This is a genomic window from Thioclava sp. FR2 (assembly GCF_051200875.1).
Classification (GTDB): domain Bacteria; phylum Pseudomonadota; class Alphaproteobacteria; order Rhodobacterales; family Rhodobacteraceae; genus Pseudotabrizicola.
In genome coordinates, this window is record NZ_CP195191.1 from 1,453,202 (window position 1) to 1,475,510 (window position 22,309).

Annotated in this window: 23 protein-coding genes; 10 read left to right on the forward strand and 13 right to left on the reverse strand. The window is 59.8% G+C overall.

Features of this window, described 5'->3' with window-relative positions:
• Positions 1–19 precede the first annotated feature (19 nt).
• From ACSBLW_RS06955 to ACSBLW_RS06980, 6 genes are read left to right on the forward strand one after another with little or no spacing between them, the layout of a single operon-like run.
• Complete coding sequence (locus tag ACSBLW_RS06955; RefSeq protein ID WP_435259496.1) at positions 20–1,588, forward strand: Ppx/GppA family phosphatase; 1,569 nt, start codon at positions 20–22, stop codon at positions 1,586–1,588.
• Positions 1,585–2,193 (forward strand): VOC family protein, encoded by a 609-nt coding sequence (locus tag ACSBLW_RS06960; protein WP_435259497.1) that lies wholly within the window; start codon positions 1,585–1,587, stop codon positions 2,191–2,193. Before ACSBLW_RS06955 ends, ACSBLW_RS06960 begins: the two co-directional genes overlap by 4 nt.
• A complete protein-coding gene (locus tag ACSBLW_RS06965; protein WP_435259498.1) occupies positions 2,190–2,678 on the forward strand; it encodes a GNAT family N-acetyltransferase in 489 nt (162 codons plus the stop codon). Before ACSBLW_RS06960 ends, ACSBLW_RS06965 begins: the two co-directional genes overlap by 4 nt.
• A 31-nt stretch (positions 2,679–2,709) precedes the next feature.
• The gene (locus ACSBLW_RS06970; RefSeq protein ID WP_435259499.1) at positions 2,710–3,426 is read left to right on the forward strand and encodes a TerB family tellurite resistance protein; all 717 of its coding nucleotides are present in this window, start codon (positions 2,710–2,712) and stop codon (positions 3,424–3,426) included.
• Positions 3,423–4,469 (forward strand): endonuclease/exonuclease/phosphatase family protein, encoded by a 1,047-nt coding sequence (locus ACSBLW_RS06975; RefSeq protein ID WP_435259500.1) that lies wholly within the window; start codon positions 3,423–3,425, stop codon positions 4,467–4,469. Before ACSBLW_RS06970 ends, ACSBLW_RS06975 begins: the two co-directional genes overlap by 4 nt.
• A gap of 43 nt (positions 4,470–4,512) precedes the next feature.
• Positions 4,513–4,878: an AAA+ family ATPase gene (locus tag ACSBLW_RS06980; protein ID WP_435259501.1), complete on the forward strand. Its 366-nt coding sequence runs from the start codon at positions 4,513–4,515 to the stop codon at positions 4,876–4,878.
• Here the strand turns inward: ACSBLW_RS06980 and scpA are convergent, their stop codons facing one another.
• Positions 4,879–7,008 carry a methylmalonyl-CoA mutase gene (gene scpA / locus ACSBLW_RS06985; RefSeq protein WP_435259502.1) on the reverse strand — a complete coding sequence of 710 codons (2,130 nt, stop codon included), beginning with the start codon at positions 7,006–7,008 and terminating at the stop codon, positions 4,879–4,881.
• A 68-nt stretch (positions 7,009–7,076) separates the two neighbouring features.
• On the opposite strand from scpA, the gene ACSBLW_RS06990 reads away from it, so the two are divergent.
• A complete protein-coding gene (locus ACSBLW_RS06990; protein ID WP_435259503.1) occupies positions 7,077–7,556 on the forward strand; it encodes a DUF4174 domain-containing protein in 480 nt (159 codons plus the stop codon).
• 78 nt (positions 7,557–7,634) lie between these two features.
• On the opposite strand, the gene ACSBLW_RS06995 is transcribed toward ACSBLW_RS06990, so the two are convergent.
• From ACSBLW_RS06995 to ACSBLW_RS07025, 7 genes are all read right to left on the reverse strand, one after another.
• Positions 7,635–9,635: an acetyl-CoA carboxylase biotin carboxylase subunit gene (locus ACSBLW_RS06995; protein ID WP_435259504.1), complete on the reverse strand. Its 2,001-nt coding sequence runs from the start codon at positions 9,633–9,635 to the stop codon at positions 7,635–7,637.
• A gap of 128 nt (positions 9,636–9,763) precedes the next feature.
• Positions 9,764–9,985, reverse strand: coding sequence for a hypothetical protein (locus ACSBLW_RS07000; RefSeq protein ID WP_435259505.1), 222 nt, complete (start codon positions 9,983–9,985; stop codon positions 9,764–9,766).
• A 349-nt stretch (positions 9,986–10,334) separates the two neighbouring features.
• Positions 10,335–10,736, reverse strand: coding sequence for a hypothetical protein (locus tag ACSBLW_RS07005; RefSeq protein WP_435259506.1), 402 nt, complete (start codon positions 10,734–10,736; stop codon positions 10,335–10,337).
• Between the two features lie 87 nt (positions 10,737–10,823).
• The gene (locus ACSBLW_RS07010) at positions 10,824–10,961 is read right to left on the reverse strand and encodes a hypothetical protein (RefSeq protein WP_435259507.1); all 138 of its coding nucleotides are present in this window, start codon (positions 10,959–10,961) and stop codon (positions 10,824–10,826) included.
• Positions 10,962–11,175: 214 nt separating this feature from the next.
• The gene (locus tag ACSBLW_RS07015; protein WP_435259508.1) at positions 11,176–11,556 is read right to left on the reverse strand and encodes a DUF6497 family protein; all 381 of its coding nucleotides are present in this window, start codon (positions 11,554–11,556) and stop codon (positions 11,176–11,178) included.
• Positions 11,553–12,314 (reverse strand): class I SAM-dependent methyltransferase, encoded by a 762-nt coding sequence (locus ACSBLW_RS07020; protein ID WP_435259509.1) that lies wholly within the window; start codon positions 12,312–12,314, stop codon positions 11,553–11,555. Before ACSBLW_RS07020 ends, ACSBLW_RS07015 begins: the two co-directional genes overlap by 4 nt.
• A 26-nt stretch (positions 12,315–12,340) precedes the next feature.
• Positions 12,341–13,873, reverse strand: a complete 1,533-nt coding sequence (locus tag ACSBLW_RS07025; protein ID WP_435259510.1) for an acyl-CoA carboxylase subunit beta — start codon at positions 13,871–13,873, stop codon at positions 12,341–12,343.
• Positions 13,874–14,156: 283 nt separating this feature from the next.
• Here ACSBLW_RS07025 and ACSBLW_RS07030 point away from each other — a divergent pair, with 283 nt between their 5' ends.
• The 3 genes from ACSBLW_RS07030 to ACSBLW_RS07040 all read left to right on the forward strand — a co-directional run bounded on the left by ACSBLW_RS07030 (position 14,157) and on the right by ACSBLW_RS07040 (position 17,296).
• Positions 14,157–14,507 carry a DMT family protein gene (locus ACSBLW_RS07030; RefSeq protein WP_435259511.1) on the forward strand — a complete coding sequence of 117 codons (351 nt, stop codon included), beginning with the start codon at positions 14,157–14,159 and terminating at the stop codon, positions 14,505–14,507.
• A 63-nt stretch (positions 14,508–14,570) separates the two neighbouring features.
• A complete protein-coding gene (locus tag ACSBLW_RS07035) occupies positions 14,571–15,782 on the forward strand; it encodes a multidrug effflux MFS transporter (protein WP_435259512.1) in 1,212 nt (403 codons plus the stop codon).
• Positions 15,783–15,898: 116 nt separating this feature from the next.
• Positions 15,899–17,296 (forward strand): helix-turn-helix domain-containing protein, encoded by a 1,398-nt coding sequence (locus tag ACSBLW_RS07040; RefSeq protein WP_435259513.1) that lies wholly within the window; start codon positions 15,899–15,901, stop codon positions 17,294–17,296.
• A 57-nt stretch (positions 17,297–17,353) separates the two neighbouring features.
• On the opposite strand, the gene ACSBLW_RS07045 is transcribed toward ACSBLW_RS07040, so the two are convergent.
• The 5 genes from ACSBLW_RS07045 to betI all read right to left on the reverse strand — a co-directional run bounded on the left by ACSBLW_RS07045 (position 17,354) and on the right by betI (position 22,280).
• A complete protein-coding gene (locus ACSBLW_RS07045) occupies positions 17,354–17,605 on the reverse strand; it encodes a YdcH family protein (protein ID WP_435259514.1) in 252 nt (83 codons plus the stop codon).
• A 100-nt stretch (positions 17,606–17,705) separates the two neighbouring features.
• Positions 17,706–18,377: a thermonuclease family protein gene (locus tag ACSBLW_RS07050; RefSeq protein WP_435259515.1), complete on the reverse strand. Its 672-nt coding sequence runs from the start codon at positions 18,375–18,377 to the stop codon at positions 17,706–17,708.
• Between the two features lie 116 nt (positions 18,378–18,493).
• Positions 18,494–20,143 carry a choline dehydrogenase gene (betA, locus tag ACSBLW_RS07055; RefSeq protein ID WP_435259516.1) on the reverse strand — a complete coding sequence of 550 codons (1,650 nt, stop codon included), beginning with the start codon at positions 20,141–20,143 and terminating at the stop codon, positions 18,494–18,496.
• A gap of 101 nt (positions 20,144–20,244) precedes the next feature.
• Positions 20,245–21,699 carry a betaine-aldehyde dehydrogenase gene (gene betB / locus ACSBLW_RS07060; RefSeq protein ID WP_435259517.1) on the reverse strand — a complete coding sequence of 485 codons (1,455 nt, stop codon included), beginning with the start codon at positions 21,697–21,699 and terminating at the stop codon, positions 20,245–20,247.
• On the reverse strand, positions 21,696–22,280 hold the full coding sequence (betI, locus tag ACSBLW_RS07065) for a choline-binding transcriptional repressor BetI (RefSeq protein WP_435259518.1): 585 nt from the start codon (positions 22,278–22,280) through the stop codon (positions 21,696–21,698). The genes betB and betI overlap by 4 nt, the downstream gene beginning before the upstream one ends.
• Positions 22,281–22,309: the final 29 nt, after the last annotated feature.

Below are 22,309 nucleotides of genomic sequence, written 5' to 3' on the forward strand. Positions count from 1 at the left end.
GAAAAGATCAGGTGACGACATGGGCAAGACGAACCAAAACAACCTGACCTCAGAAGAAGACGTAGGCCCCTTTGGGCGCCCGCTTTTTGAAGACCCTTCGGTGCGGGCCCTGTCGCGGGTGGGGGTCGTGGATGTGGGGTCCAACTCTGTTCGTATGGTCGTTTTCGACGGCGCGGCGCGCAGCCCGGCCTATTTCTACAACGAAAAGATCATGTGCGGTTTGGGCAAGGGTCTGGCCGAAACCGGGCGGTTGAACCCCGAGGGCAAGATCAGGGCCTTGGCGGCGCTGAAACGGTTCTCGCTGCTGGCTGACGGGATGGGGGCTTCCCCACTGACGGTTGTTGCCACGGCGGCGACGCGGGAATCGGAAGATGGACCAGAGTTTCAGGCGCAGGTTCAGCGAGAAACCGGGTTGAAGCTGCATGTGATTGATGGCGATGAGGAAGCCCGCCTTTCCGCACAGGGCGTGCTGCTTGGATGGCCCGACGCAAAGGGCATGGTCTGCGATATCGGCGGCAATTCGATGGAATTGGCGCGGATTGGCGAAGGCAAGGTCGGCAAACGTGTATCGACCCAGCTTGGCCCCTTCCGTCTGCAACAGGTGTTGGGCGGGCCGGAAAAGCGCCGTGCCCTGATTGAGCGCGTGCTGAAAACGGCGCAGGGGCAGATCAAATCCGAAGGTGAACGGTTCTACCTTGTCGGTGGCAGTTGGCGGGTGATTGCGCGACTGGATATGGAGCGCCGGAATTATCCGCTGACCGTGCTTCATGAATATCGTATGCAGGTCAAACCCTTGCTGGATACGCTCGACTGGATCGAAGCCAATGACCTGTCTGTTCTGCGCGCCAGAACCGGGACAAGTGCCGAGCGGATGGAACTGGTGCCTTTGGCCTGTGAGGTTTTGCGCGGCATCATCAAGACCTTCAAACCGGCCGAAATTGATGTGTCCTCCTATGGCATCCGCGAAGGTCTGCTTTATGAGCAGATGCCCGAGAAATTGCGGGGCCGTGATCCGTTGATCGAGGCCGCGCGGGCCGCCGAGATTGCCTCGGCCCGCCTGCCCGGCACCGGCAAAAAGATGTTCGAGTTCCTGACGCCCCTTTTCAAGAACGCCTCACACGAACGGATGCGCCTGATCAAGGCCGCCTGCCTTCTGCATGACACCACATGGCGGGCGCATCCCGATTATCGGGCGGATGTGTGTTTCGACAACGCAACCCGCGCCAATTTGGGCGGCTTGGACCATCCCGGCCGCGTGTTTTTGGGGCTTGCACTGCTGCACCGCTACAAGAATTCACGATCGGGTTCGCGGCTGGAGCCGTTGTTCCGGCTGCTGAGCGACGAAGAGATGCAAGAGGCCGAGGTCTTGGGCAAGGCGATGCGCTTTGGGGCGATGTTTGCCGCAGGTGACCCGGCGCAGGCGGGTTCCTTGAAATGGAAGCCGAAGAAAAAGGAACTGGAGCTGCAACTGACGCCGATGGGTCTGGGACTTTATGGCGAAGTCGCGCGGGCACGGTTTGCATCCCTGTCGCAAGCGTTGCATGCGACGGGCAAAGTCATCATGCCAGAAGACTCCGCCGCAGAATGACTTTGCGTTTGGATCATTTGGCTGTGTCTGCCCTGACCTTGGACGAAGGGGCAGAGCATGTCGAGGCTGTCTTGGGCCTGCCTTTGGCCGCTGGGGGCAAGCACCCCCATATGGCGACGCATAACCGACTTCTGGGCCTTGGCGACCTTTATCTTGAGGTGATCGCCGCGGACCCTGAAGCCCCAAAGCCCGCATGGCCCCGCTGGTTTGATCTGGACCGTTTTTCCGGGTTACCTCGTTTGACGAACTGGATTTGTGCCTGTGACGATCTTGAGCTTGCGCTTTCCGCGGCACCGGATGGGACTGGCGAGCCGGTCGATCTGCAAAGGGGCGATTTGCGTTGGCGCATGGCTGTGCCGGGAAATGGGATTCTGCCCTTTGGCGGCGGGTTTCCAGCGCTGATCCAATGGCAAGGCGCACATCCTGCGCCGCGTTTACCCGATGTCGGGGCGCGCCTGAAGATATTGGAAATTGTAAACCCAGCGGCTGATGAGATGCGCCATTTCCTGAACTTGAAGGATGAGCGTGTTCGAATTGTTCAAGGTGATGCAATCGCCCTTCGGGCCGAAATCACCACTCCGCATGGGGTTCGGGTGCTGGAATGATACGTCCCGCAGCGCCCGCCGATGCTGCAGCCATTGGTGCGATCTGGAATGCCGTGATCCGCGATACTGTTGCCACCTTTAACAGTGCGGAAAAGACAATTGCCGAAATTGAGGCGCTGATTGCGGCCCGGCACGCCTCGGGGCGCTGTTTTCTAGTGGCCGAAGATGACCACGGCCTTTGCGGTTTCGTCACCTATGATCAATTCCGCGGTGGCGTTGGTTATGTCGCCACGATGGAGCACACCATCCACATCGCGCCCCGCGCCGTTGGCAAGGGTTGGGGAAGAGCCCTGATGGCGGCCATGGAGCAACATGCCCGAGAGCGGGGAGTGCATGTCATGGTGGCCGGAGTGACAGGGGAGAACGAGTCTGGCCAGTCTTTCCATAAGTCGCTTGGCTATTCATCGGTTGCGATCATGCCCGAGGTAGGACAGAAATTCGGGCGCCGCATGGACCTTTGGTTGATGCAGAAATTCCTGACCTGACAACGCGTCCGCCAGAGGCTATCCTACATCCATGTCGATCTGGACCCGCATTGCTGACGCGCTGTCTGCCCTCACCCAAGGGGAGGGGTTGACGGTTGTCTTTGACAAATTGCGCGGTGTGCAGAACACGCCCGAAAAGTCTGTGGCCTTTACGATTGCGGTCATTGCCCTTGGGGCAAAGATGGCAAAGGCAGATGGGCAGGTCACACGCGACGAGGTGACGGCCTTCCGGCGCATTTTTTCAATTCCCGAGGCCGAGGAAGAGAACGCAGCGCGGGTGTTCAACCTTGCCCGGCAAGATGTGGCCGGATTTGACGCCTATGCCCGCAAGATCGCCGCGATGTTCCGCCCGGAAGGCGAAAAGCTGTGTGCTGATGACCGCAACACATTGATTGATTTGCTGGAAGGTCTGTTTCAGATCGCCCTGGCCGATGGCGATTTTCACCCGGCGGAAGATGAGTTCTTGCGGGAAGTGGCGCGCATCTTCGGGCTGGATGAAGGCTGCTATCGGATGATGCGGTCTCGGTTCGTCGAGGGCGCGCCGCGTGACCCCTATGATGTTCTGGGGATAGAACGTGGCGCGACGATGGACGAAGCCCGTGCCGCCTGGCGTCAGGCGGTCAAGGACAGTCATCCCGATGCGATGATTGCGCGTGGGGTTCCAGCCGAGGCGGTCAAGCTGGCAGAACGGCGGCTGATTGCCATCAATGCCGCTTGGGATGAGATATCGGGGCGGCGCGCTGCATGACGCCGCGGCCGCTTCGCATTGCCACATATAACGTCGAATGGTTCAACGCGCTTTTTGATGACTACGGGCACATGCTGGCCGATGGCGAGCTTTCGGCGCGATACCGCATCAGCCGCGCAGAGCAATTGGGGGCCTTGGGCATCGTCTTTTCGGCAATGAATGCCGATGCGATCATGATCATCGAGGCGCCCGATACCGGGTCGCGGCGGTCGTCCGTCACGGCCTTGGAAAACTTTGCCAAGGCCTTTGATTTGCGTACCCACCGCGCCATCACGGGTTTCGCGTCAGAAACCGAACAAGAGATTTCGCTGCTTTATGATCCGGACCGGATTACGGTCAAACACGACCCGCAGGGGGACCCGGTGGGCAAAAAGGGCAGCCGGGACGCGCCGCGATTTGACAGCACCTTTCGCTATGATCTGGATACCGACGCGGCGCCTGACCTGATCAAATATTCCAAGCCACCGCTGGAACTTGCCGTTGAAACCTCACGAAAGAAAAAGTTGCGGATGATCGGCGTTCACATGAAGTCAAAGGCCCCACATGGGGTTTCCGGCCCAGAATACGTCCGGCTTTCAATCGAGAATCGGCGCAAGCATCTGGCGCAATGCATTTGGCTGCGGGGCCGGGTTGATGCTCATTTGCTGGCGGGGGATGATCTGATTGTTCTGGGCGATTTCAACGATGGCCCCGGACTTGATGAATACGAAAAACTGTTCGGCCATTCGGGAACCGAGGTCGTCATGGGACTGGATGCCAGCCCCGAGATGCGCCTGATTGACCCCCATGCCTGTATGGTCTTGGGCAACCCGATGGGGCTGGCCCCCAGCACGGCGCGGTTTTGGCATGCCCCGCAAAAGCGCTATTTCGAGGCGCTGTTGGATTTCATCATGGTCTCGCACAAGCTGAACGCGCTGAAGCCAGACTGGCGGATCTGGCATCCGTGGAATGATCCGGCCTGTTTGGGCACGCCAGAATTGCATCAGGCCTTGCTTCAGGCCTCGGACCACTTTCCGGTGACGATGGATTTGCCGGGCTATTAAAGCGTGATTTGCAAATGGGCCCCGCTGCGGCCATATTTGGGAAATGATGATTAGGATATTACCGCTTCTCTTGATCCTTGCCGCGCCACTTGCCGCGCAAGAGGCCCCTTCTGCCGACGCAGAGGAGGAAGACGGATTTGATCTGATGGAAGAGGGCGCGAAGCTTTTGTTTCGCGGCCTGATGTCCGAGATGGAACCGGCGCTGGATGAAATGGGCAAGGCGCTTTCCGAAATGGAACCAGCCTTGAAAGAGCTGATGGCTCTGGTCGATGATATCCGCAATTATGAGGCACCACGGGTGCTTGAAAACGGCGATATCCTGATCCCACGTCGCAAGGATGCACCACCGCCGAAACTGCTTCCGCCCGACGATGCGCCTTTGGCACCATCGGGCGAGATTGACCTGTAGTCAGCCTTTTGCGCTGCCGATCAGGCTGAGGATTTCCTTGGCGGCAGCGGGGATATTCGTGCCCGGCCCGAAGATCGCCTTGACGCCGGCTTTCTTCAGGAATTCATAGTCTTGCTGCGGAATGACCCCGCCGCAGATGACGATGATATCTTCGGCCCCTTTGGCCTTCAGCGCCTCGATCAGTTTAGGTGCAAGGGTTTTGTGACCAGCCGCCTGAGAGGAAATGCCGACGATATGCACATCGTTGTCGACGGCATCCTGCGCGGCCTCTTCCGGGGTCTGGAACAACGGCCCCACATCCACGTCAAAGCCAATATCGGCAAAGGCGGTGGCGATGACCTTGGCGCCGCGATCGTGCCCGTCTTGGCCCATTTTCACCACCAGCATCCGCGGGCGGCGGCCTTCGGCATCGGCGAAGGCTTCGACATCGCGCTGGATTTGGGCAAAGCCTTCGTCGCCGTCATAGGCGGCCCCGTAGACGCCCGCGAGGGTTTTGACTTCCGCCCGGTGGCGGCCAAATACTTTTTCCATGGCGTCTGAAATCTCTCCGACAGTGGCACGGGCGCGGGCAGCATCGACGGCGCCTTCCAGAAGGTTTCCGCCCTCGCCCGCGCGGCGGGTCAGTTCGGCAAGCGCTGCTTGCGTTTTCGCCTCATCCCGCGCGGCGCGGGTGGCCTTCAGGCGGGCGATCTGGCTGTCACGAACGGCCATGTTGTCGATATCAAGGATATCAATCGCCTCTTCCTTGTCCTTGCGGTACTTATTGACGCCGACAATGACTTCTTCACCGCGGTCGATCATTGCCTGACGACGGGCAGCGGATTCCTCGATGCGGAGCTTTGGCATACCGGTGGCGACAGCCTTGGTCATGCCACCCATTTCCTCGACTTCCTGAATCAGCTTCCACGCCTCTTCGGCCAACTGGTGGGTCAGGGTTTCGACGTAATAGCTGCCGGCCAGCGGGTCGACAACGTTGGTGATGCCGGTCTCTTCTTGCAAGATCAGCTGGGTATTGCGTGCGATGCGGGCAGAAAATTCCGTCGGCAGTGCAATGGCTTCGTCCAAAGCGTTGGTGTGCAGCGATTGCGTTCCACCAAGGGCCGCGGCCATCGCCTCATACGCCGTGCGAATGACGTTGTTGTAGGGGTCTTGCTCTTGCAAGGACACGCCCGAGGTCTGGCAGTGGGTGCGAAGCATCAGGCTGCCCGGCTTCTTTGGGTTGAATTCGGACATGATCCGATGCCACAGCAGACGGGCGGCGCGGAGTTTGGCGACCTCCATGAAGAAGTTCATGCCAATCGCAAAGAAGAACGACAGGCGACCTGCGAATTCATCGACGTTCATACCGCGGTCTATGGCGGCGCGCACATATTCGCGGCCATCGGCAAGGGTGAAGGCCAGTTCCTGCACAAGGTTCGCGCCGGCCTCTTGCATGTGATAGCCCGAGATCGAGATCGAGTTGAACTTGGGCATCTCTTTTGAGGTGTATTCGATGATGTCGGCAATGATCCGCATCGAGGGTTCGGGCGGGAAGATATAGGTGTTCCGCACCATGAACTCTTTCAGAATGTCATTCTGGATGGTGCCGGAAAGCTCGGCCCGCGGCACGCCCTGCTCTTCGCCGGTGACGATGAAATTGGCGAGGATCGGGATGACCGCGCCGTTCATCGTCATGGAAACACTGATCTTTTCCAAGGGGATACCGTCAAAGAGGATCTTCATATCCTCGACCGAGTCGATAGCGACGCCTGCCTTGCCAACGTCGCCGACAACGCGGGGGTGGTCGCTGTCATAGCCGCGATGGGTGGCCAAGTCGAAGGCGACAGAGACGCCTTGCTGACCGGCTGCAAGGGCCTTGCGATAAAAGGCGTTCGACTCTTCGGCAGTCGAGAAACCCGCGTATTGGCGAATGGTCCAGGGGCGGCCCGCATACATGGTCGCCCTGACCCCACGGGTGAAGGGACCGATGCCCGGTAGTGTTCCCATATGCGGCAGGCCATCGGTATCGGCTGCCGTATAAAGCGGTTTGACATCAATGCCTTCCAGCGTTTTCCAGGTCAGGCTGTCGGGGCTTTTGCCCTTCAGTTCCTTGGCCGCAAGGGCTGCCCAGTCTTCCAGCTTTTGGCTCATGGTCTTTATCCTCATCTACCCTTGGGTTTCGCCCGCTTCCGCCCTACATTTGGGCAAAGGGGAACCGAATGAAACCGATCCACTTCCTTGTTCTTGCGGCGTTTTTGCCGCTGGCTGCTGCCGCGCAAACCGGGGCGGCAACCGCTGAAACTGATGGGCAGGCCACCGAAGCCCCTGCCCCTTTCGCGCCGGTCGCGGCGTCAGAGGTGGCCTTTGACAGCCTTCTTTACGTGGCGCGGCCGGTCGTTGTTTTTGCCGATTCCCCCAATGATCCCAACTATTTGCGGCAGATGGAACTGTTGGCGGAAAACTACCCTGCGCTGATCGAGCGGGACGTGATCCTGATCACGGACACCGATCCGGCCACACTTGGCGAGTGGCGCAAGAAACTGCGCCCGCGCGGGTTCAGCCTTGTTCTGATGGACAAGGATCTGAAGGCCGTAATCCGCAAACCGCTGCCGTGGGAAGTGCGCGAGATTACCCGCGCCATCGACAAGTTCCCCCTGCGCCGGCAAGAGGTGCTGGAGCGCAATCCGGCGGGGCGATAGGGCGGTACACTTGCGGTACACCCCCTGTACACCCCCCGTGCAGACGCGCGGTCTGCCAGATTCCACCCCGGCTGACACTTATTCGAACTCCATGATCACGTCGTCGACCTTCAGGCTGGCGCCCGGTGCGGCGTTGACTTTCTTGACCACGGCCTTCTTTTCGGCGCGGAGGATGTTTTCCATCTTCATCGCCTCGACCGTGGCCAACGCCTGACCTTCCTGAACCTCGTCGCCTTCGGCCACGTTGATCTTCACCACCAGACCCGGCATCGGGCAGAGCAGGAAGCGCGACGTATCCGGCGGCAGCTTTTCAGGCATCAGGGCATTCAGTTCGGCCTGACGCGGCGACTGCACCAGAACCTTCAGATCGGCACCGCGCACGCGCAGGCGGAAGCCCATCGGCACCTTGCCGACTTTCAGAACCAGCGGCGTGCCATCCACGGTCAGGCGGGCCAGCGTGTCGCCCGGTGTCCAATCGCTTTCCACCCGCAGCGTATCGCCATCCGGGAAGGTCACGGTGCTGCCTGCCTTGTCGGCATCGATGGAAACGGCGAAGGACTGCCCTTGCAGGCTGACGACCCAATCATCACCCACGCGGCGCTGGTGGTTGTCCATCGTGCCGGAAATGCGGGTGCGGCGGATTTCGGCAACCCGGTTCATCGCGGCGGCAGCGGCCGCCACGCGGCGCAGCATCTTTTCGTCCAGCGTCACGCCTTGGAAGCCTTCGGGATATTCTTCGGCGATGAAGGCGGTGGTGATATTGCCCGATGTAAAGCGCGGGTGATCCATCACGGCCGAGCAGAACGGCAGGTTGTGACCAATGCCTTCAACCTCGAACGTGTCCAGCGCAAGGCGCATTTCTTCGATGGCATCGGCGCGGGTCGGGCCCCATGTGCACAGCTTTGCGATCATCGGGTCGTAGAACATGCTGATTTCGCCGCCTTCATAGACGCCGGTATCGTTGCGGACGATGCCGCCATCGGTCTTGCCTTCGACCGGTGGGCGATAGCGGGTCAGACGGCCAATCGAGGGCAGGAAGTTGCGGTAGGGGTCTTCGGCGTAAAGGCGGCTTTCCATCGCCCAGCCGTTGATCTTCAGGTCTTCCTGCTTAAAGGGCAGCGGCTCACCATTGGCCACGCGGATCATCTGCTCGACAAGGTCGACACCGGTGATCAATTCAGTGACCGGGTGTTCCACCTGAAGGCGGGTGTTCATTTCAAGGAAGTAAAAGTTGCGGTTACCGTCGACGATGAATTCGACGGTGCCGGCGCTGGTATAGCCCACGGCCTTGGCCAAGGCGCAGGCCTGTTCGCCCATTGCCTTGCGGGTGGCGGCATCAAGGAAGGGCGACGGGGCCTCTTCGATGACTTTCTGGTTGCGGCGCTGGATTGAGCATTCGCGTTCGTGCAGGTAGACGCAATTGCCGTGCTTGTCGGCCAGCACCTGAATTTCGATGTGGCGCGGTTGCGTCACGAATTTCTCGATGAAGATACGGTCATCGCCAAAGCTGTTGGCGGCTTCGTTCTTTGAGGATTCAAAGCCTTCGCGGGCCTCTTGGGCATTCCATGCGATCCGCATGCCCTTGCCGCCACCGCCAGCCGAGGCCTTGATCATCACCGGATAGCCGATCTGGTCAGAGATTTTCACGGCCTCTTCGGCATCTGCGATCAGGCCCATATAGCCCGGAACGGTGCTGACCCCGGCTTCCTGCGCGATCTTTTTCGAGGTGATCTTGTCGCCCATGGCTTCGATGGCCGGGCTGGGCGGGCCGACGAAGACGACGCCTTCTTTTTCAAGCGCGGCGGCGAAGTTCATGTTTTCAGACAGGAAGCCGTAGCCCGGATGGACTGCTTCGGCCCCGGTCTGGCGAATGGCATCCATGATCTTGTCGATCACGATGTAGGATTGGTTCGCGGGCGGCGGGCCGATATGGACGGCCTCATCGGCCATCTTCACATGAAGCGCGTTGCGGTCGGCGTCGGAATAGACGGCAACCGTCTTGATCCCCATTTTCTGCGCGGATTTGATCACGCGGCAGGCGATTTCGCCCCGGTTGGCGATCAGGATCTTCTTGAACATCGGCTCTCTCCCTTCAGTCTGCCCGGGCCGGGGCGGATTGGCATGCGAAAAGGCCACTCCGGGCGGGTGCCCGGAATGGCCTTGGTGTCAGGTCAGGGCCGCGCCGAGGCGCGGCGGTCAGTGTAAGATCAGTAGCGCGGGGCGCAGGGCGGCAGGCCCAGTTCGATGCCACACGTAGCCGCGCCAGCAAGCGCGCCAAGGGCTGCACCAGCGACCATGTTTTCGTCGGTTGCATCGGCGATAGCCGCGCCGACGACGGCACCGGCAAGGCCACGCTCTTGCGGGGTGGACATGCAACCGGCAAGGCCGGTGGCCAGCAGAAGGGCGATGACTGCGTTTTTCTTGAGCATGATGATTTACTGCCTCTGATTAGGGTTTTTATTGCCCGCGAGGATAGACCATCTGCCTTTGCAGGAAAGGGGAAAAACCGGGTTTCCGCCACACAAGCGCGTGCGTTGGCAAGGACTTGCCCAATCCGGAGGTCGCGCTTTGCAAAAGGGGTTGGCCCGGCGGTGGAGACGCCGGACCAATAGGTTGGGGAAGTAGTTCTGCTGTGGAAGATCGGCGCGGGATAAGGGAATGCGCACGATCTCGACTTATGGTTGCGGGTTGCCGACGCAAAAGCAACGCGGAAATCTGCGCCAGAGAACGCTCCGGCGGCAGATTGCCAATGGCTGCGATTGACCGGCAAAAACGCGCTCATTCGTCGTCATCCTCCCAGTCGTCATCTTCCCAAGCCTGCTCTTCGGCATCGGGGGCAAAGACCTCGGGGAAGCTGACTTGCGCCTTTTTCAGGTCGATCCTGAGAAGCGCGTCGTAGGACTGCGGATCAAACGGGTCTTCGGCAGGAACAACTTCGCGGCCAAAAAGCCAAGACAGGCGCCCGGCATCCAGATTGCCGCGTTCAAAGGTTTCTTCGCCGAAATAATTCCACAGCGCCTTCATGAAAGCGGCATCGGCAAGCCGGTCGGTGTGCTTGCGATCCTTATAGCGCTCGCGCCGAATGATCTTGGCGGCGCCTTCCTTGCGGTTTTCGCGACGGATGGTGAATTGGAAATCGGTGCCGGTCAGGCGGCTTGGGAAACCGCGATGCTTCAGCATGCTGCACCTCCGGCCACCAGGGCGAGATTTGGCGCAGCGAAGCGGGCGGGCCGCGCCGGGATGACCCCGACAGCCCGCCCGAAGAGATTACTTGTACTTGCCGGTGTAGGTCGGCTCGGCCGAAACCGGTTCGTCAACATAGACGACTTCGGCTTCTTTCTTGGCGCAGGCTGCGATGAAAGCGACCATGCAGAAAGCCAGCAAAGTTTTCGTGCTCTTAGACATCCTCTACTCCTGTATTCTTGGAGAGCCGCCCGTGGAACTGCCCACAGGTTCAGCCCCCGATGCGAGGCAACGGCCGCTTGGGTTCGGCCTATGGAAACAATATCCCAGATCGAACTCTGAGGATATGCACAGTTAGCCAAGATTACAGGCTGTGTCGCCGCTACATCAGAGCCTAGGCGGAAGGACGCCGATGAAACCACATATGGTATGCGCATTAGTACATCTCCCAAATGCAGTTGTCGTTTTCGAAGCCGAACGCCTCGAAGAATTGGGTGGCTTCGGGGGCGCTCTCGCCAAAAGGCACCGGACGGTCGGACAAGGAGATGATGATTTGTTGCGGAACCGGCCCCGTATTCGGCAGGCGCGGCAACGCATATTCCTTGCACAGGTGCATCATGTCGCCTGCCGCCACCTCGTATTCAACGGTGCCTCCGTCCCGAGAGATCTGGGGGGCAAGGAAGCGAAAGCGAAAGGTCAGGCCCTCGGGCCCTTGTTCATTCCAGATCACATCCAAAAGCGTGACCAACTGCCCCGAGGGGACCGGGATCGGTTCGGACTGAGCGGCGTCAACTGCGGTCATCGGGTCATTCGTCATGCGCTGCCCCCTTTCCGCAACAGAACCCGACGCGCCTTGGGAGGTGCGGGCAGATCGGTCAGCGTGCCGAGTTTAGCAAGCTTGTCTGCCTGTTCTGCCGCGCTGGTTTCGCGCAGGTCAAAGATTGCAGACCCGTTGGGCGCAAGAGCGGTTTCGAGGAAGGGAATGTACAGGTCCACAGGGTAGTGGAAACCGCAGGAAAGAAAACTGACCGCAAGATCAACCGGACCTGCTGTTTCGGGGGCGGTTTCGCGAGGGTTCAGGGTGGTGATCCGGTCGGATGCGACACCATTCGCCTCAAGCAAGGCGCGTGCGACCGCCAAGCTGGAATAGGCCGCACCCTCCATCGCAAAGCCGAAATGGCGGCGTTCGTTTGATTCCAGATCAATCAGCAAGAGCTGCGCGTTCAGGTCACGCGCCAGAAACAGATCAAAGAGCGCATATCCACAGCCGATATCGGCGACCCGCTTGGGCGCAAGTTCAGCCAAAAGCGGGCGCAGGGCGCGATATTCGGCACGGATGACACCTGCCGCACGCCGCGCCACGTTAAGGCCCAGGTCATCAATCACAGCATTGATCGGTGCCTCATCCCGCGCCTTCCACGCCCGGATCACAGTGCCCGAGCGCGGACGGTCAAACATGACTTCGGACCGTTGCAGGATCAGGTTCAACAGATCGTCGCGGGCCAGGCTGGAAAAATCCAAGCCCTGAACCGCGGCATCTGCCGCCTCTGCCCCGATGTCGATCGCCAATTGCATGTGGATACCCCTTTAAGAAAACCTCATTAAAGGGGGATGTTATCGTGTTTCTTCCACGGGTTCGCCAGCTTCTTTGTGCGCAGGGCAGCAAAGGCGCGGGCGACACGACGGCGGGTCGAATGCGGGCGAATGACCTCGTCGATAAAGCCCTTTTCAGCGGCCACGAAGGGGTTTGCAAAACGGTCTTCGTAATCCTTGGTGCGCTGCGCGATCTTTTCCTTGTCGGCCAATTCGCTGCGGTAAAGGATTTCGGTCGCGCCCTTGGCCCCCATGACGGCGATTTCTGCCGTGGGCCAGGCATAGTTGAAGTCCCCGCGCAGGTGCTTGGACGCCATAACGTCATAGGCACCACCATAGGCCTTGCGCGTGATGACGGTGACTTTTGGCACGGTCGCCTCGCCATAGGCGAAGAGAAGCTTTGCGCCGTGCTTGATGACACCGCCATATTCCTGGCTGGTACCGGGAAGGAAGCCGGGAACGTCAACCAAGGTCAGGATCGGAATTTCAAAGGCATCGCAGAAACGGACAAAGCGTGCGGCTTTGCGGCTGCTGTCGATGTCAAGGCAGCCCGCAAGGACCATCGGCTGGTTGGCGACGACGCCCACCGACTGGCCTTCGATGCGGATGAAGCCGGTGATGATGTTGCCCGCATAATCGCGCTGGATTTCAAAGAAATCGCCCTCATCCGCGATTTTCACGATCAGCTCTTTCATGTCATAGGGCTGGTTCGGATTGTCGGGGATCAGCGTATCAAGGCTTTCTTCAACGCGGCCCGGTTCATCAAAGAACGGGCGCACAGGGGCCTTTTCGCGGTTGTTCAGCGGCAGGAAGTCGATCAGGCGACGGGTTTCGGCAATGGCTTCGACATCGTTTTCAAAGGCACCATCGGCGACCGAGGATTTCTTGGTATGCGTAGACGCGCCGCCAAGTTCTTCGGCCGTGACCTGTTCGTTGGTGACGGTTTTCACCACGTCAGGTCCGGTCACGAACATATAGGACGTGTCTTTGACCATGAAGATGAAGTCGGTCATCGCGGGCGAATAGACGGCACCACCGGCGCAAGGGCCCATGATGAGACTGATCTGCGGCACAACGCCCGAAGCCATGATGTTGCGCTGGAATACCTCGGCATAGCCGGCGAGAGAGGCCACGCCTTCCTGAATACGCGCACCGCCAGAATCGTTCATGCCGATCACCGGCGCGCCATTTTGCAGCGCCATATCCATGATCTTGCAGATTTTCTGCGCGTGGGTTTCCGATAGCGAGCCGCCAAAGACGGTGAAGTCTTGGCTAAAGACATAGACCATCCGGCCATTGACCGTGCCCCAGCCCGTTACCACGCCGTCCCCCGGTGGGCGGTCATCCTGCATACCGAAATCGGTGCAACGATGGGCCACAAACATGTCGAATTCCTCAAAGGACCCCTCATCAAGCAAAAGCTCGATCCGTTCGCGCGCGGTCAGCTTGCCTTTGGCATGCTGCGCGTCGATGCGGCGCTGCCCCCCCCCTTGGCGGGCGATGTTGCGGCGATCTTCCAGTTCCTGCAGGATATCTTTCATGGCGGCGTCCCTCCCCTTGCGGATGGCGCACAATAGGCAAGGCTGACGGCGCAATAAAGAAGATTCCCGTAAATTTGCATAATCTTGACAGATCTCTATTTGCTAATTGCAAATCAGCAAATTCACCAAAAAGCCAAGAAAAACAGCCGATGCTTCCTCTTGTGGGTTTGGGGCAGCGGCAGGCCGCACCATGACGGTGCCTTGGACGTCCAAAATGCCGCATCCTGCCTTGTCTCGGCTTGCCGCTTGGATATAGCTCGGCCAAACATCTCGGAGTGCGCCGATGTCTTTGCCTGTTCCTGTCGTCACCATCGGCCTGCTGCTGGCAAGCAATGTGTTCATGACCTTTGCGTGGTATGGCCACCTGAAGTTCAAGACGGCGCCCTTGCTTCTGGTCATCTTTGCAAGCTGGGGCATCGCGCTGTTTGAATATCTGCTGCAGGTGCCCGCCAACCGGATTGGTCACGGTCATTTCAGCGCGGCCGAATTGAAGACCATTCAAGAGGTGCTGACGCTGTCTGTCTTTGCCGTCTTTTCAGTGACTTACCTAAAAGAACCACTGACCTGGAACCATTTTGTCGGCTTTGGTTTTATCGCGCTGGGGGCGTTTTTCATTTTCCACAAATGGGCGTAGGCGCACAGACCAGTCTGCTGGAATGGCGTGGACAAAGGGTTTGGTCAGGCATAGGTCATTTGCATGACCCAAAGCCGATTTCTGGACCGTAGCACGCCCCCGCATATCGCCACCCTGATCTTGATGGCGGGTTTGTCGGCGCTGACGATGAATATTTTCCTTCCGTCGCTGCCGGGAATGGCGGCGTGGTTTCAGGCACCCTATGCGCTGATGCAGTTGTCGGTTGCGCTTTATTTGGGCCTTTCGGCCGTTCTGCAAATTCTGATCGGGCCGATTTCTGATCGCTATGGGCGGCGCAAGACGATGATCGGTGCGCTTATCCTGTTTCTGCTGGCGACGGTCGGCACGCTTTTGGCCCCGACGGCAGGCGTCTTTCTGGCCTTTCGCATGGCGCAGGCGGTGATTGCGGCCGGTATGGTGCTCAGCCGGGCAATCGTCCGCGATATGGTTTCAGACGCGCAAGCCGCAAGCATGATCGGCTATGTCACCATGGGAATGAGCATCGTCCCCATGATCGGGCCGGTCTTGGGCGGCTTTCTGGATGAATGGATCGGCTGGCAGGCGAATTTCGCGTTGCTTTTGGTTCTGGGGATTGTCGTGCTGGGGCTTGTCTGGGCCGATCAGGGCGAAACGGCCAAGATGAAGCAGGTTTCGCTGTCAGATCAGATCAAGCAATACCCTGCGCTTTTGGCCTCTCAAAGGTTCTGGGGCTATGTTCTGTGTGCCGGGTTCAGCTCTGGAACCTTCTTCGCCTATCTTGGCGGTGCGCCTTATGTCGGAAATGAAGTCTTCAAGCTGAGTTCTTCCGAAATCGGGGCGCTCTTTGCCCTGACGGCGATTGGATATGCTGCGGGCAATTTCTTTGCCGGGCGCTATTCCGTTCGGATCGGACTGAACAGGATGATCCTTTTGGGTGCGCTGGTCTGCACCTTCGGGTTGGGTTTGCTGCTGCTTTTGACTTTGGCCGGAATCCACTCGGCACTGGTCTTTTTCAGCTTTACGATGTTCGTGGGCCTTGGCAATGGCATCACGCTGCCCAATGCCAATGCGGGGATGTTGTCCGTCAAGCCTGAGCTTGCCGGAACGGCCTCTGGTCTGGGCGGGGCGATCCAGATCGGCAGTGGCGCTGCCCTTGCGGCCTTTACCGGGATGCTGCTGACACCGGGCTCGACCGAAATGCCCTTGGTCATCGTGATGCTCGTCTCGGCCTCGCTGGCAGTCGTGTCGATCCTGTGGGTGCTGAGGCGCGCGAAAGCGCTTGGCTTGTCAGGTTGACCACAAATTTCTTTGAAGAAATTTGCAAAATCCTTGCAAGGATTTTGGCGCGATATCCGATATTGACGGCCGATTTGCAAAGTTGACAATGGCTCTGTCCGCGAGCGGGAGGGATCATGGCAACGCAAAAGCTGTATGCTGGGGCAAAGCTGCGCGAAATGCGTACGCGATTGGGGCTGACGCAAAAGGCCTTTGCCGACAAGCTGGCGGTCAGCTTGCCCTATCTGAACCAGATGGAGAACAACCACCGCCCTGTTTCGGCGGCCGTCGTCTTGGCCTTGGCGCAAGAATTTGGGCTGGATGTGACCGAGCTGACCGTCGGCGAAAGCGAGCGGCTGGTCAGCGACATGAAAGAGGCTTTGGCCGATCCGGTCTTTGCTGCGGCCTCTCCGCCCTTGGCGGATTTGCGGCTGGCCGCGTCGAACGCCCCTGCCCTTGCCCGCGCCTTTCTGGATTTGCACCGCGCCTATCGACAGACCCATGAACGGCTTGCCAGCCTTGACGAGGCCTTGGGACGCGAAGATGCGGCGCTGCGGCCCAGCCCTTGGGAAGAAGTTCGTGATTTCTTCCACTACTGCGACAACTACATAGATGCCGTCGACCGGGCTGCTGAGCATTTCATGACCGGACCGAAGGGGCGGCGTGACGTGGTCGCGGCCGTACGCGAGGCATTGGAGCGCCGCGGGATCACGCTGCATTTCACCGATGCCCCGGCCATGCGGCGCTATGATCCGCAGGCGCGGCGGCTGGACATGTCATCGCGTGTTGCGGGGCCAACGCAGCGGTTTCAGCTGCTGCATCAGGTGGCGCTGATCACCCAGAATGACCTATTTGACGCGACGTTGGATCTGGCCCGGTTTCAGACGCCCGAGGCCCGCGACATCGCCAAGATCGGCTTGGCGAATTACTTTGCCGGGGCCTGCCTGCTTCCCTATCGCGCCTTTCTGGCGGCGGCACAGGAAACGCGTCACGATCTGGAGCGTCTGGCAGATCTGTTCGGGGCCAGTATTGAACAGGTCGCGCACCGTCTTTCGACCCTGCAACGACCGGGGGCGAAGGGCATCCCGTTCTTTTTCGTGCGGGTTGATCAGGCGGGGACGATCACCAAGCGGCACTCGGCCACGCGCCTGCAATTCGCGCGGTTTGGCGGGGCCTGTCCGTTGTGGAACGTGCACCGCGCCTTTGAAACACCGGGGCGGTTCCTGCGCCAGCTGGCAGAGACCCCCGATGGCGTGCGCTACCTGTGCCTTGCCCGCGACGTGTCCAAGCCGGGGGGCGCCTTTCACATTCCGACGCGCCGCTATGCCATCGGTCTGGGCTGCGAGGTTCAGCATGCCGATGCCCTGGTCTATGCGGATGGGCTGGATCTGAAAGGCCGATTTGAGCCCATCGGGATTTCCTGCCGCATTTGCGAACGGGCCGACTGCCACCAGCGGTCTGTCCCGCCCTTGGGCCGACGCTTGCGTGTGGATCCCGACCGCAGGGATGTTCTGCCCTATGAGATTGCCCCCTGAACGGAAAAGGGGCGGCCGTTTGGCCACCCCTTCTGATCGTGTTATCCGCCCGAAGGTTCAGGCGTGGCCTGCACCATGGGTCAGGTGGAAGGCGATGTGATCCTTGAGATGCGCCCGCTTGCGGCGCAGGTCCGCTTCGGCCTCTTCCGAAATCGCCTCAACCCGCGACTCGGCCCGGTGCACGGCACGGTTCACTTCATGATACTGTTCAAGCAGCTTGGCAAAATGCGCGTCTGATTGCTTCAGTTCAGAGATTTTCTCGGCAGCACCCGGAAATTCCTCGGCCAATTCATGCGGCGTATTCGACATTCGCGTCTCCTGTTCTTGCTGTCTAGCCTGAGTCTAGGGCATCGCTTTTGCGCGCACCTTGACCCTGATCAAACGGATCAGTTCAGTCGCAGAATTCTGATTACCGACGGGCCGCGCGAAATCCGGCAGCCTTTGCCTCGACTTCAGAGCAGAACCATGCCTCGCCCTTTTTCACGTTGATTTTCGTGGCATCGTAATCGCGCTGACCGGGGCGGTGATAGATCCGCTCGCCCTTGGCATTGATGTTCCCCTTGATCGCACAGGCTGTTTTTGGGGCAAGCTGAGGGGCCGTCAAGGCAGGCGCAACCAAGTGGCGGAACTCTTCCGGGTCTTGCATGGCGGCGGCCCAGATGCCGCGTCCTGCTGTCTTGGCCTCTGCTTCCGTCGTGACGTAAAGGCTTGAATACTTTCGATAAGCCTTGGCAGCGCCTTCCTGAACCATGGTTCTGCCAAGGTCCTTTCCGGCGACCCAGCATTGGGCGACCGTTCTGCCATAGCGGTCAATATCCTTGGCCTTGCAGGTCAGTGGGCCTTGACCCAATGCCTTTGTCAAAACCGCCTTTGACCATGCGCCGCAGTCGCGCAGGGCTGCCGCGCCATCACAGGGCTGGCCCTGTTCCGGCGCATCAATGCCGAACAAACGGATCGATTCGCCCTGAAATTCAAAGGTATCTCCATCCACGACCCGCACGCTGCGATCCATTGCAGATGCCTGAAGAGGAAACGAGATCGCCAGCAGGGCCGGCACAAGAAGAGTTCTGAATATCGCCATTCATCCGAAATGGCGGCTGCGGCTTTTTCGATCAAGAGATTCGTTAACAAATCGTTAACGCCGTTGTGATCCCCGCGCTTGGCCCCTGCGTCAAAGGGCCAAGCGATCCGAAAACGTCAACGTTGCGAAGTGCGCCAGGCAGGATTGATCCAGGGCTGCTGGTTCGATGGCGCCAAGGGCGCTTTGCCCAGAATATGATCGGCAGCCTTTTCCCCCACCATGATGGACGGACCGTTCAGGTTGCCATTGGTGATCTGCGGGAAGATCGAACTGTCCGCGAGGCGAAGCCCGTCAACCCCGATCACCCGGCATTCCGGGTCGACCACGGCCATCGGATCGTTTGCCCTGCCCATGCGGGCGGTGCCGCAGGGGTGATAGGCGCTTTCGGCATGGTCGCGCAGGAAGCTGTCGATCTCGTCATCGCTTTGCAGCGCGTTGCCGGGCTGGATTTCATGCTTGACGAATTCCTGCATCGGCTCTTGGGCAAATATTTCGCGGGTCAAACGGATGGTGGCCCGGAAGTCCTCCCAATCCTGCGCCTCGGACATGTAGTTGAACCGGATCACCGGTGCGGCCTTTGGATCAGCAGAACGCAAGGTGACAGAGCCGCGCGATTTTGCCCGCATCGGGCCGGTATGGACTTGGAAGCCATGTCCCTCGGCTGCGGCCTTGCCATCATAGCGCACGGCAATGGGCAAGAAATGGTATTGGATGTCGGGATACTCGATCCCGGCACGCGACCGGATAAAGCCACAGGCCTCGAATTGGTTCGAAGCCCCAAGCCCTTTGCGGGTAAAAAGCCATTGTGCGCCGATCACAGCTTTGCCCAGAAGATTCCAATATTTGTAAAGTGTTACCGGCTTTTTCGAGGCATATTGCATATAGACCTCAAGATGGTCCTGCAAATTCGCGCCAACGCCGGGGCGGTCGGCGACCACGGGAATGCCATGTTCAGCCAGATGCGCGGCCGGGCCAATCCCCGACAGCATCAAAAGCTTGGGCGAGTTCAGCGACGAGGCCGCAAGGATAACCTCGGATTTCGCGGGAATGACAAAGGGCTCTCCGCCCTGATCCAGTTCAACCCCGACGGCGCGGCCGTTTTCGATGACCACCTTTCGGGCCAGACCGCGCACGACCTGCACATTGCCGGTTTTCATCGCCGGTTTCAGATAGGCATTGGCGGCAGACCAGCGGCGACCCTTGTAGATCGTGGCTTCCATCGGGCCAAAGCCCTCTTGCTGCTCGCCGTTGTAATCCTGCGTGACGGGATAGCCTGCGGCACGTCCCGCCTCGATAAATGCGTTGAACAGGGGGTTGGACCGCGGTCCGCGGGTCACATGCAAAGGCCCGTCCGATCCGCGCCAATCCGGGCCTTGGCCCCCGTGATTGTGCTCCATGCGTTTGAAATAGGGCAGCACATCGGCATAGGCCCAGCCATCGGCCCCCATCCCGGCCCAAGTGTCGAAATCGCAGGCATGGCCGCGCACATAGACCATGCCATTGATCGAGGAGGATCCGCCGATCACCTTGCCCCGCGGTGTAACGAGGCGACGATTGCCCAGATGGGGCTCGGGTTCGGACATGTAGCCCCAGTCATAAAGGCTCATGTTCATGGGATAGGACAGGGCAGCTGGCATCTGGATGAAGGGCCCGGCATCGGACCCACCATGTTCGATGACAATCACCCGTTTGCCCGCTTCGGCCAGCCGATACGCCATGGCACATCCGGCAGAACCAGCCCCGACAATCACATAATCCGCATGCATCTTGCGACGCCTTTCTTTTTTGTCCTGCCCAGCCCGAAACCCGGTTTCCGCGCCCTTTGCGGGCGGGGTGGGTGGGTGGGCGCCCGCAAAGGGCGCTTTTCTCAATAAGGCGCGTCGACCGGCCCCATGCCGACATAGACGGTCTTTACCTGCGTATAATGCTCAACCGCCGCGCGTCCGTTTTCGCGCCCGACGCCCGACATTTTCATGCCGCCAAAGGGGGCTTCGACCGGGGTCAGGTTATAGGCGTTGATCCAGCAGGTGCCGGCTTGCAACTGACCGATCACGCGGTGGCCGCGCGCCAGATCGGCCGTGAAGACCCCCGCCGCAAGACCGAATTCGGTCGCGTTCGCGCGACCGATAACCTCGGCCTCCGTTTCGAAATCCAAGACCGCCATGACGGGGCCGAAGACCTCTTCGCGGGCCAGCGTCATATCGTCGGTAATGTCCGCGAAAACAGTGGGTTCCACATAGAACCCGTCATTCATCGGCGCCCGCTTGCCGCCCGTGACAAGCGTCCCACCCTCGGACTTGGCCTTTTCGACATAGCCCATGACCTTGTCGAGCTGCGCCGCGCTGACCAAGGGGCCAAGCTGGGTGTCATCCTTGCGCGGATCGCCAAGGGTAATGGCCTCGGCGCGCTCTTTCAGCCGCTTGAGGAACTGCGTCTTGATGCCCTTTTGCACAAAGACCCGGGTTCCGTTCGAGCAAATCTGGCCGGTGGAATAGAAGTTGGCCAGCATTGCCGCGCCAACAGCATCTTCCACGCTTGCGTCGTCAAAGATGATGAGGGGCGATTTGCCACCCAGTTCCATCGTCACATTGCGAATGCCAGAGGCTGCGGCTGCATAGACCTTTTGCCCGGTCGGCACGCTGCCCGTCAGCGAGACCTTGTCGGTGCGCGGGTCGGTGACCAAGGCGGCACCTACGGCCCCCCTGCCCTGAATCACGTTGAAAAGCCCTGCGGGCAAACCCGCCTCGACGAAAATCTCGGCCAGTTTCAAGGCACCAAGCGGAGTGACTTCTGACGGTTTGAACACCATTGCATTGCCCAAGGCGAGGGCCGGGGCCGATTTCCAGCAGGCGATCTGGCTGGGATAGTTCCATGCCCCGATGCCGACGCAGACGCCGACCGGTTCGCGCAGGGTATAGACGAAATCCTGCCCCAGCGGCACGGTTTCCCCCGTGACGGTCGGCGCAAGGCCTGCAAAGAATTCCAGCGCATCGGCGCCCGAGGGCCAATCGGCCACACGGGTTTCCTGAATGGGTTTGCCCGTGTCCAGCGTTTCAAGCTGGGCCAGTTCTTCCCCGCGTTCGCGGATCAGATCGACCGCCCGGCGCAAGATGCGCGAACGCTCAACCGGGCGCACCCGCGCCCATTCGGCCTGCGCACGGCGCGCACTGGCCAGTGCCCGGTCAACAATCGACGGCGTCGCTTCGTGCAACTCGGCGATGACCTCGCCCGTGGCGGGAAAGATCACCTCGATCTTTGCGCCTTGGGTATCTTCGACATAGGCGCCATCGACAAAGTGGCTGGCTTTCGGCTGAGCAATCACGCTGTCACCTCTTTCATCTGGGTTTTAAGGTAATCCGCCAGCAGCGCCACCGAGGCGGTTGGGTTTGGCGGACCGGATTTCAGAACCTCACGCAGGTAGAGGCCGTCGATAAGTGCGCCCAGTCCATCGGCAACGGCAGGTGCACGGGGGCCGACAAGTGGCCGCAAACTGGCGAGGAGATTCGATCTGAGTCGGCGCTGGTAGACGGCAAGGAGGCGTCGCGCCTGCGGCACCGTCTGCGCCAGAACCCAGAAATTGAGCCAGGCGCTCACGGCCTCGCGGCGAAAGTTTCCGGGGCTGAAGCTGGCATGCAGAATGGCCATCAGCCGCGCCTCTGGCCCCTGTGCCGCGGCCAGCGCGCCACGCACTTCTGCCCCGTAGATCGTCAGGATATGTCGCATCGCTGCAAGGAAAATTTCTTCTTTCGAGCCAAAGTAATGGTGCGCCAGCGCCGAGGACATGCCGGCCCGCTTGGCGATCTGGCTCACCGTCACGTCAAGCGAACCGGTCCGACCGATCTCAACGATCGTCGCTTTGACCAGCGCTTCCTTTCGGATAGGCTCCATTCCAAGCTTCGGCATTACGAAAATCCAACAAATGGGTTGCATTT

Coding starts and splice junctions, on each gene's coding strand:
- ACSBLW_RS07020 (WP_435259509.1), bottom strand. CDS start 12,314: ATGCAATTGGCGATCGACATCGGGGCAGAGGCGGCAGATGCCGCGGTT.
- ACSBLW_RS06995 (WP_435259504.1), bottom strand. CDS start 9,635: ATGTTCAAGAAGATCCTGATCGCCAACCGGGGCGAAATCGCCTGCCGC.
- ACSBLW_RS07015 (WP_435259508.1), bottom strand. CDS start 11,556: ATGACGAATGACCCGATGACCGCAGTTGACGCCGCTCAGTCCGAACCG.
- ACSBLW_RS07045 (WP_435259514.1), bottom strand. CDS start 17,605: ATGTCGAATACGCCGCATGAATTGGCCGAGGAATTTCCGGGTGCTGCC.
- ACSBLW_RS07000 (WP_435259505.1), bottom strand. CDS start 9,985: ATGCTCAAGAAAAACGCAGTCATCGCCCTTCTGCTGGCCACCGGCCTT.
- ACSBLW_RS07030 (WP_435259511.1), top strand. CDS start 14,157: ATGTCTTTGCCTGTTCCTGTCGTCACCATCGGCCTGCTGCTGGCAAGC.
- ACSBLW_RS06970 (WP_435259499.1), top strand. CDS start 2,710: ATGTCGATCTGGACCCGCATTGCTGACGCGCTGTCTGCCCTCACCCAA.
- ACSBLW_RS06955 (WP_435259496.1), top strand. CDS start 20: ATGGGCAAGACGAACCAAAACAACCTGACCTCAGAAGAAGACGTAGGC.
- ACSBLW_RS06965 (WP_435259498.1), top strand. CDS start 2,190: ATGATACGTCCCGCAGCGCCCGCCGATGCTGCAGCCATTGGTGCGATC.
- ACSBLW_RS07025 (WP_435259510.1), bottom strand. CDS start 13,873: ATGAAAGATATCCTGCAGGAACTGGAAGATCGCCGCAACATCGCCCGC.
- scpA (WP_435259502.1), bottom strand. CDS start 7,008: ATGAGCCAAAAGCTGGAAGACTGGGCAGCCCTTGCGGCCAAGGAACTG.
- ACSBLW_RS07050 (WP_435259515.1), bottom strand. CDS start 18,377: ATGGCGATATTCAGAACTCTTCTTGTGCCGGCCCTGCTGGCGATCTCG.
- betI (WP_435259518.1), bottom strand. CDS start 22,280: ATGCCGAAGCTTGGAATGGAGCCTATCCGAAAGGAAGCGCTGGTCAAA.
- ACSBLW_RS07010 (WP_435259507.1), bottom strand. CDS start 10,961: ATGTCTAAGAGCACGAAAACTTTGCTGGCTTTCTGCATGGTCGCTTTC.
- ACSBLW_RS07005 (WP_435259506.1), bottom strand. CDS start 10,736: ATGCTGAAGCATCGCGGTTTCCCAAGCCGCCTGACCGGCACCGATTTC.
- betA (WP_435259516.1), bottom strand. CDS start 20,143: ATGCATGCGGATTATGTGATTGTCGGGGCTGGTTCTGCCGGATGTGCC.
- ACSBLW_RS07040 (WP_435259513.1), top strand. CDS start 15,899: ATGGCAACGCAAAAGCTGTATGCTGGGGCAAAGCTGCGCGAAATGCGT.
- ACSBLW_RS07035 (WP_435259512.1), top strand. CDS start 14,571: ATGACCCAAAGCCGATTTCTGGACCGTAGCACGCCCCCGCATATCGCC.
- ACSBLW_RS06990 (WP_435259503.1), top strand. CDS start 7,077: ATGAAACCGATCCACTTCCTTGTTCTTGCGGCGTTTTTGCCGCTGGCT.
- ACSBLW_RS06960 (WP_435259497.1), top strand. CDS start 1,585: ATGACTTTGCGTTTGGATCATTTGGCTGTGTCTGCCCTGACCTTGGAC.
- ACSBLW_RS06980 (WP_435259501.1), top strand. CDS start 4,513: ATGATGATTAGGATATTACCGCTTCTCTTGATCCTTGCCGCGCCACTT.
- ACSBLW_RS06975 (WP_435259500.1), top strand. CDS start 3,423: ATGACGCCGCGGCCGCTTCGCATTGCCACATATAACGTCGAATGGTTC.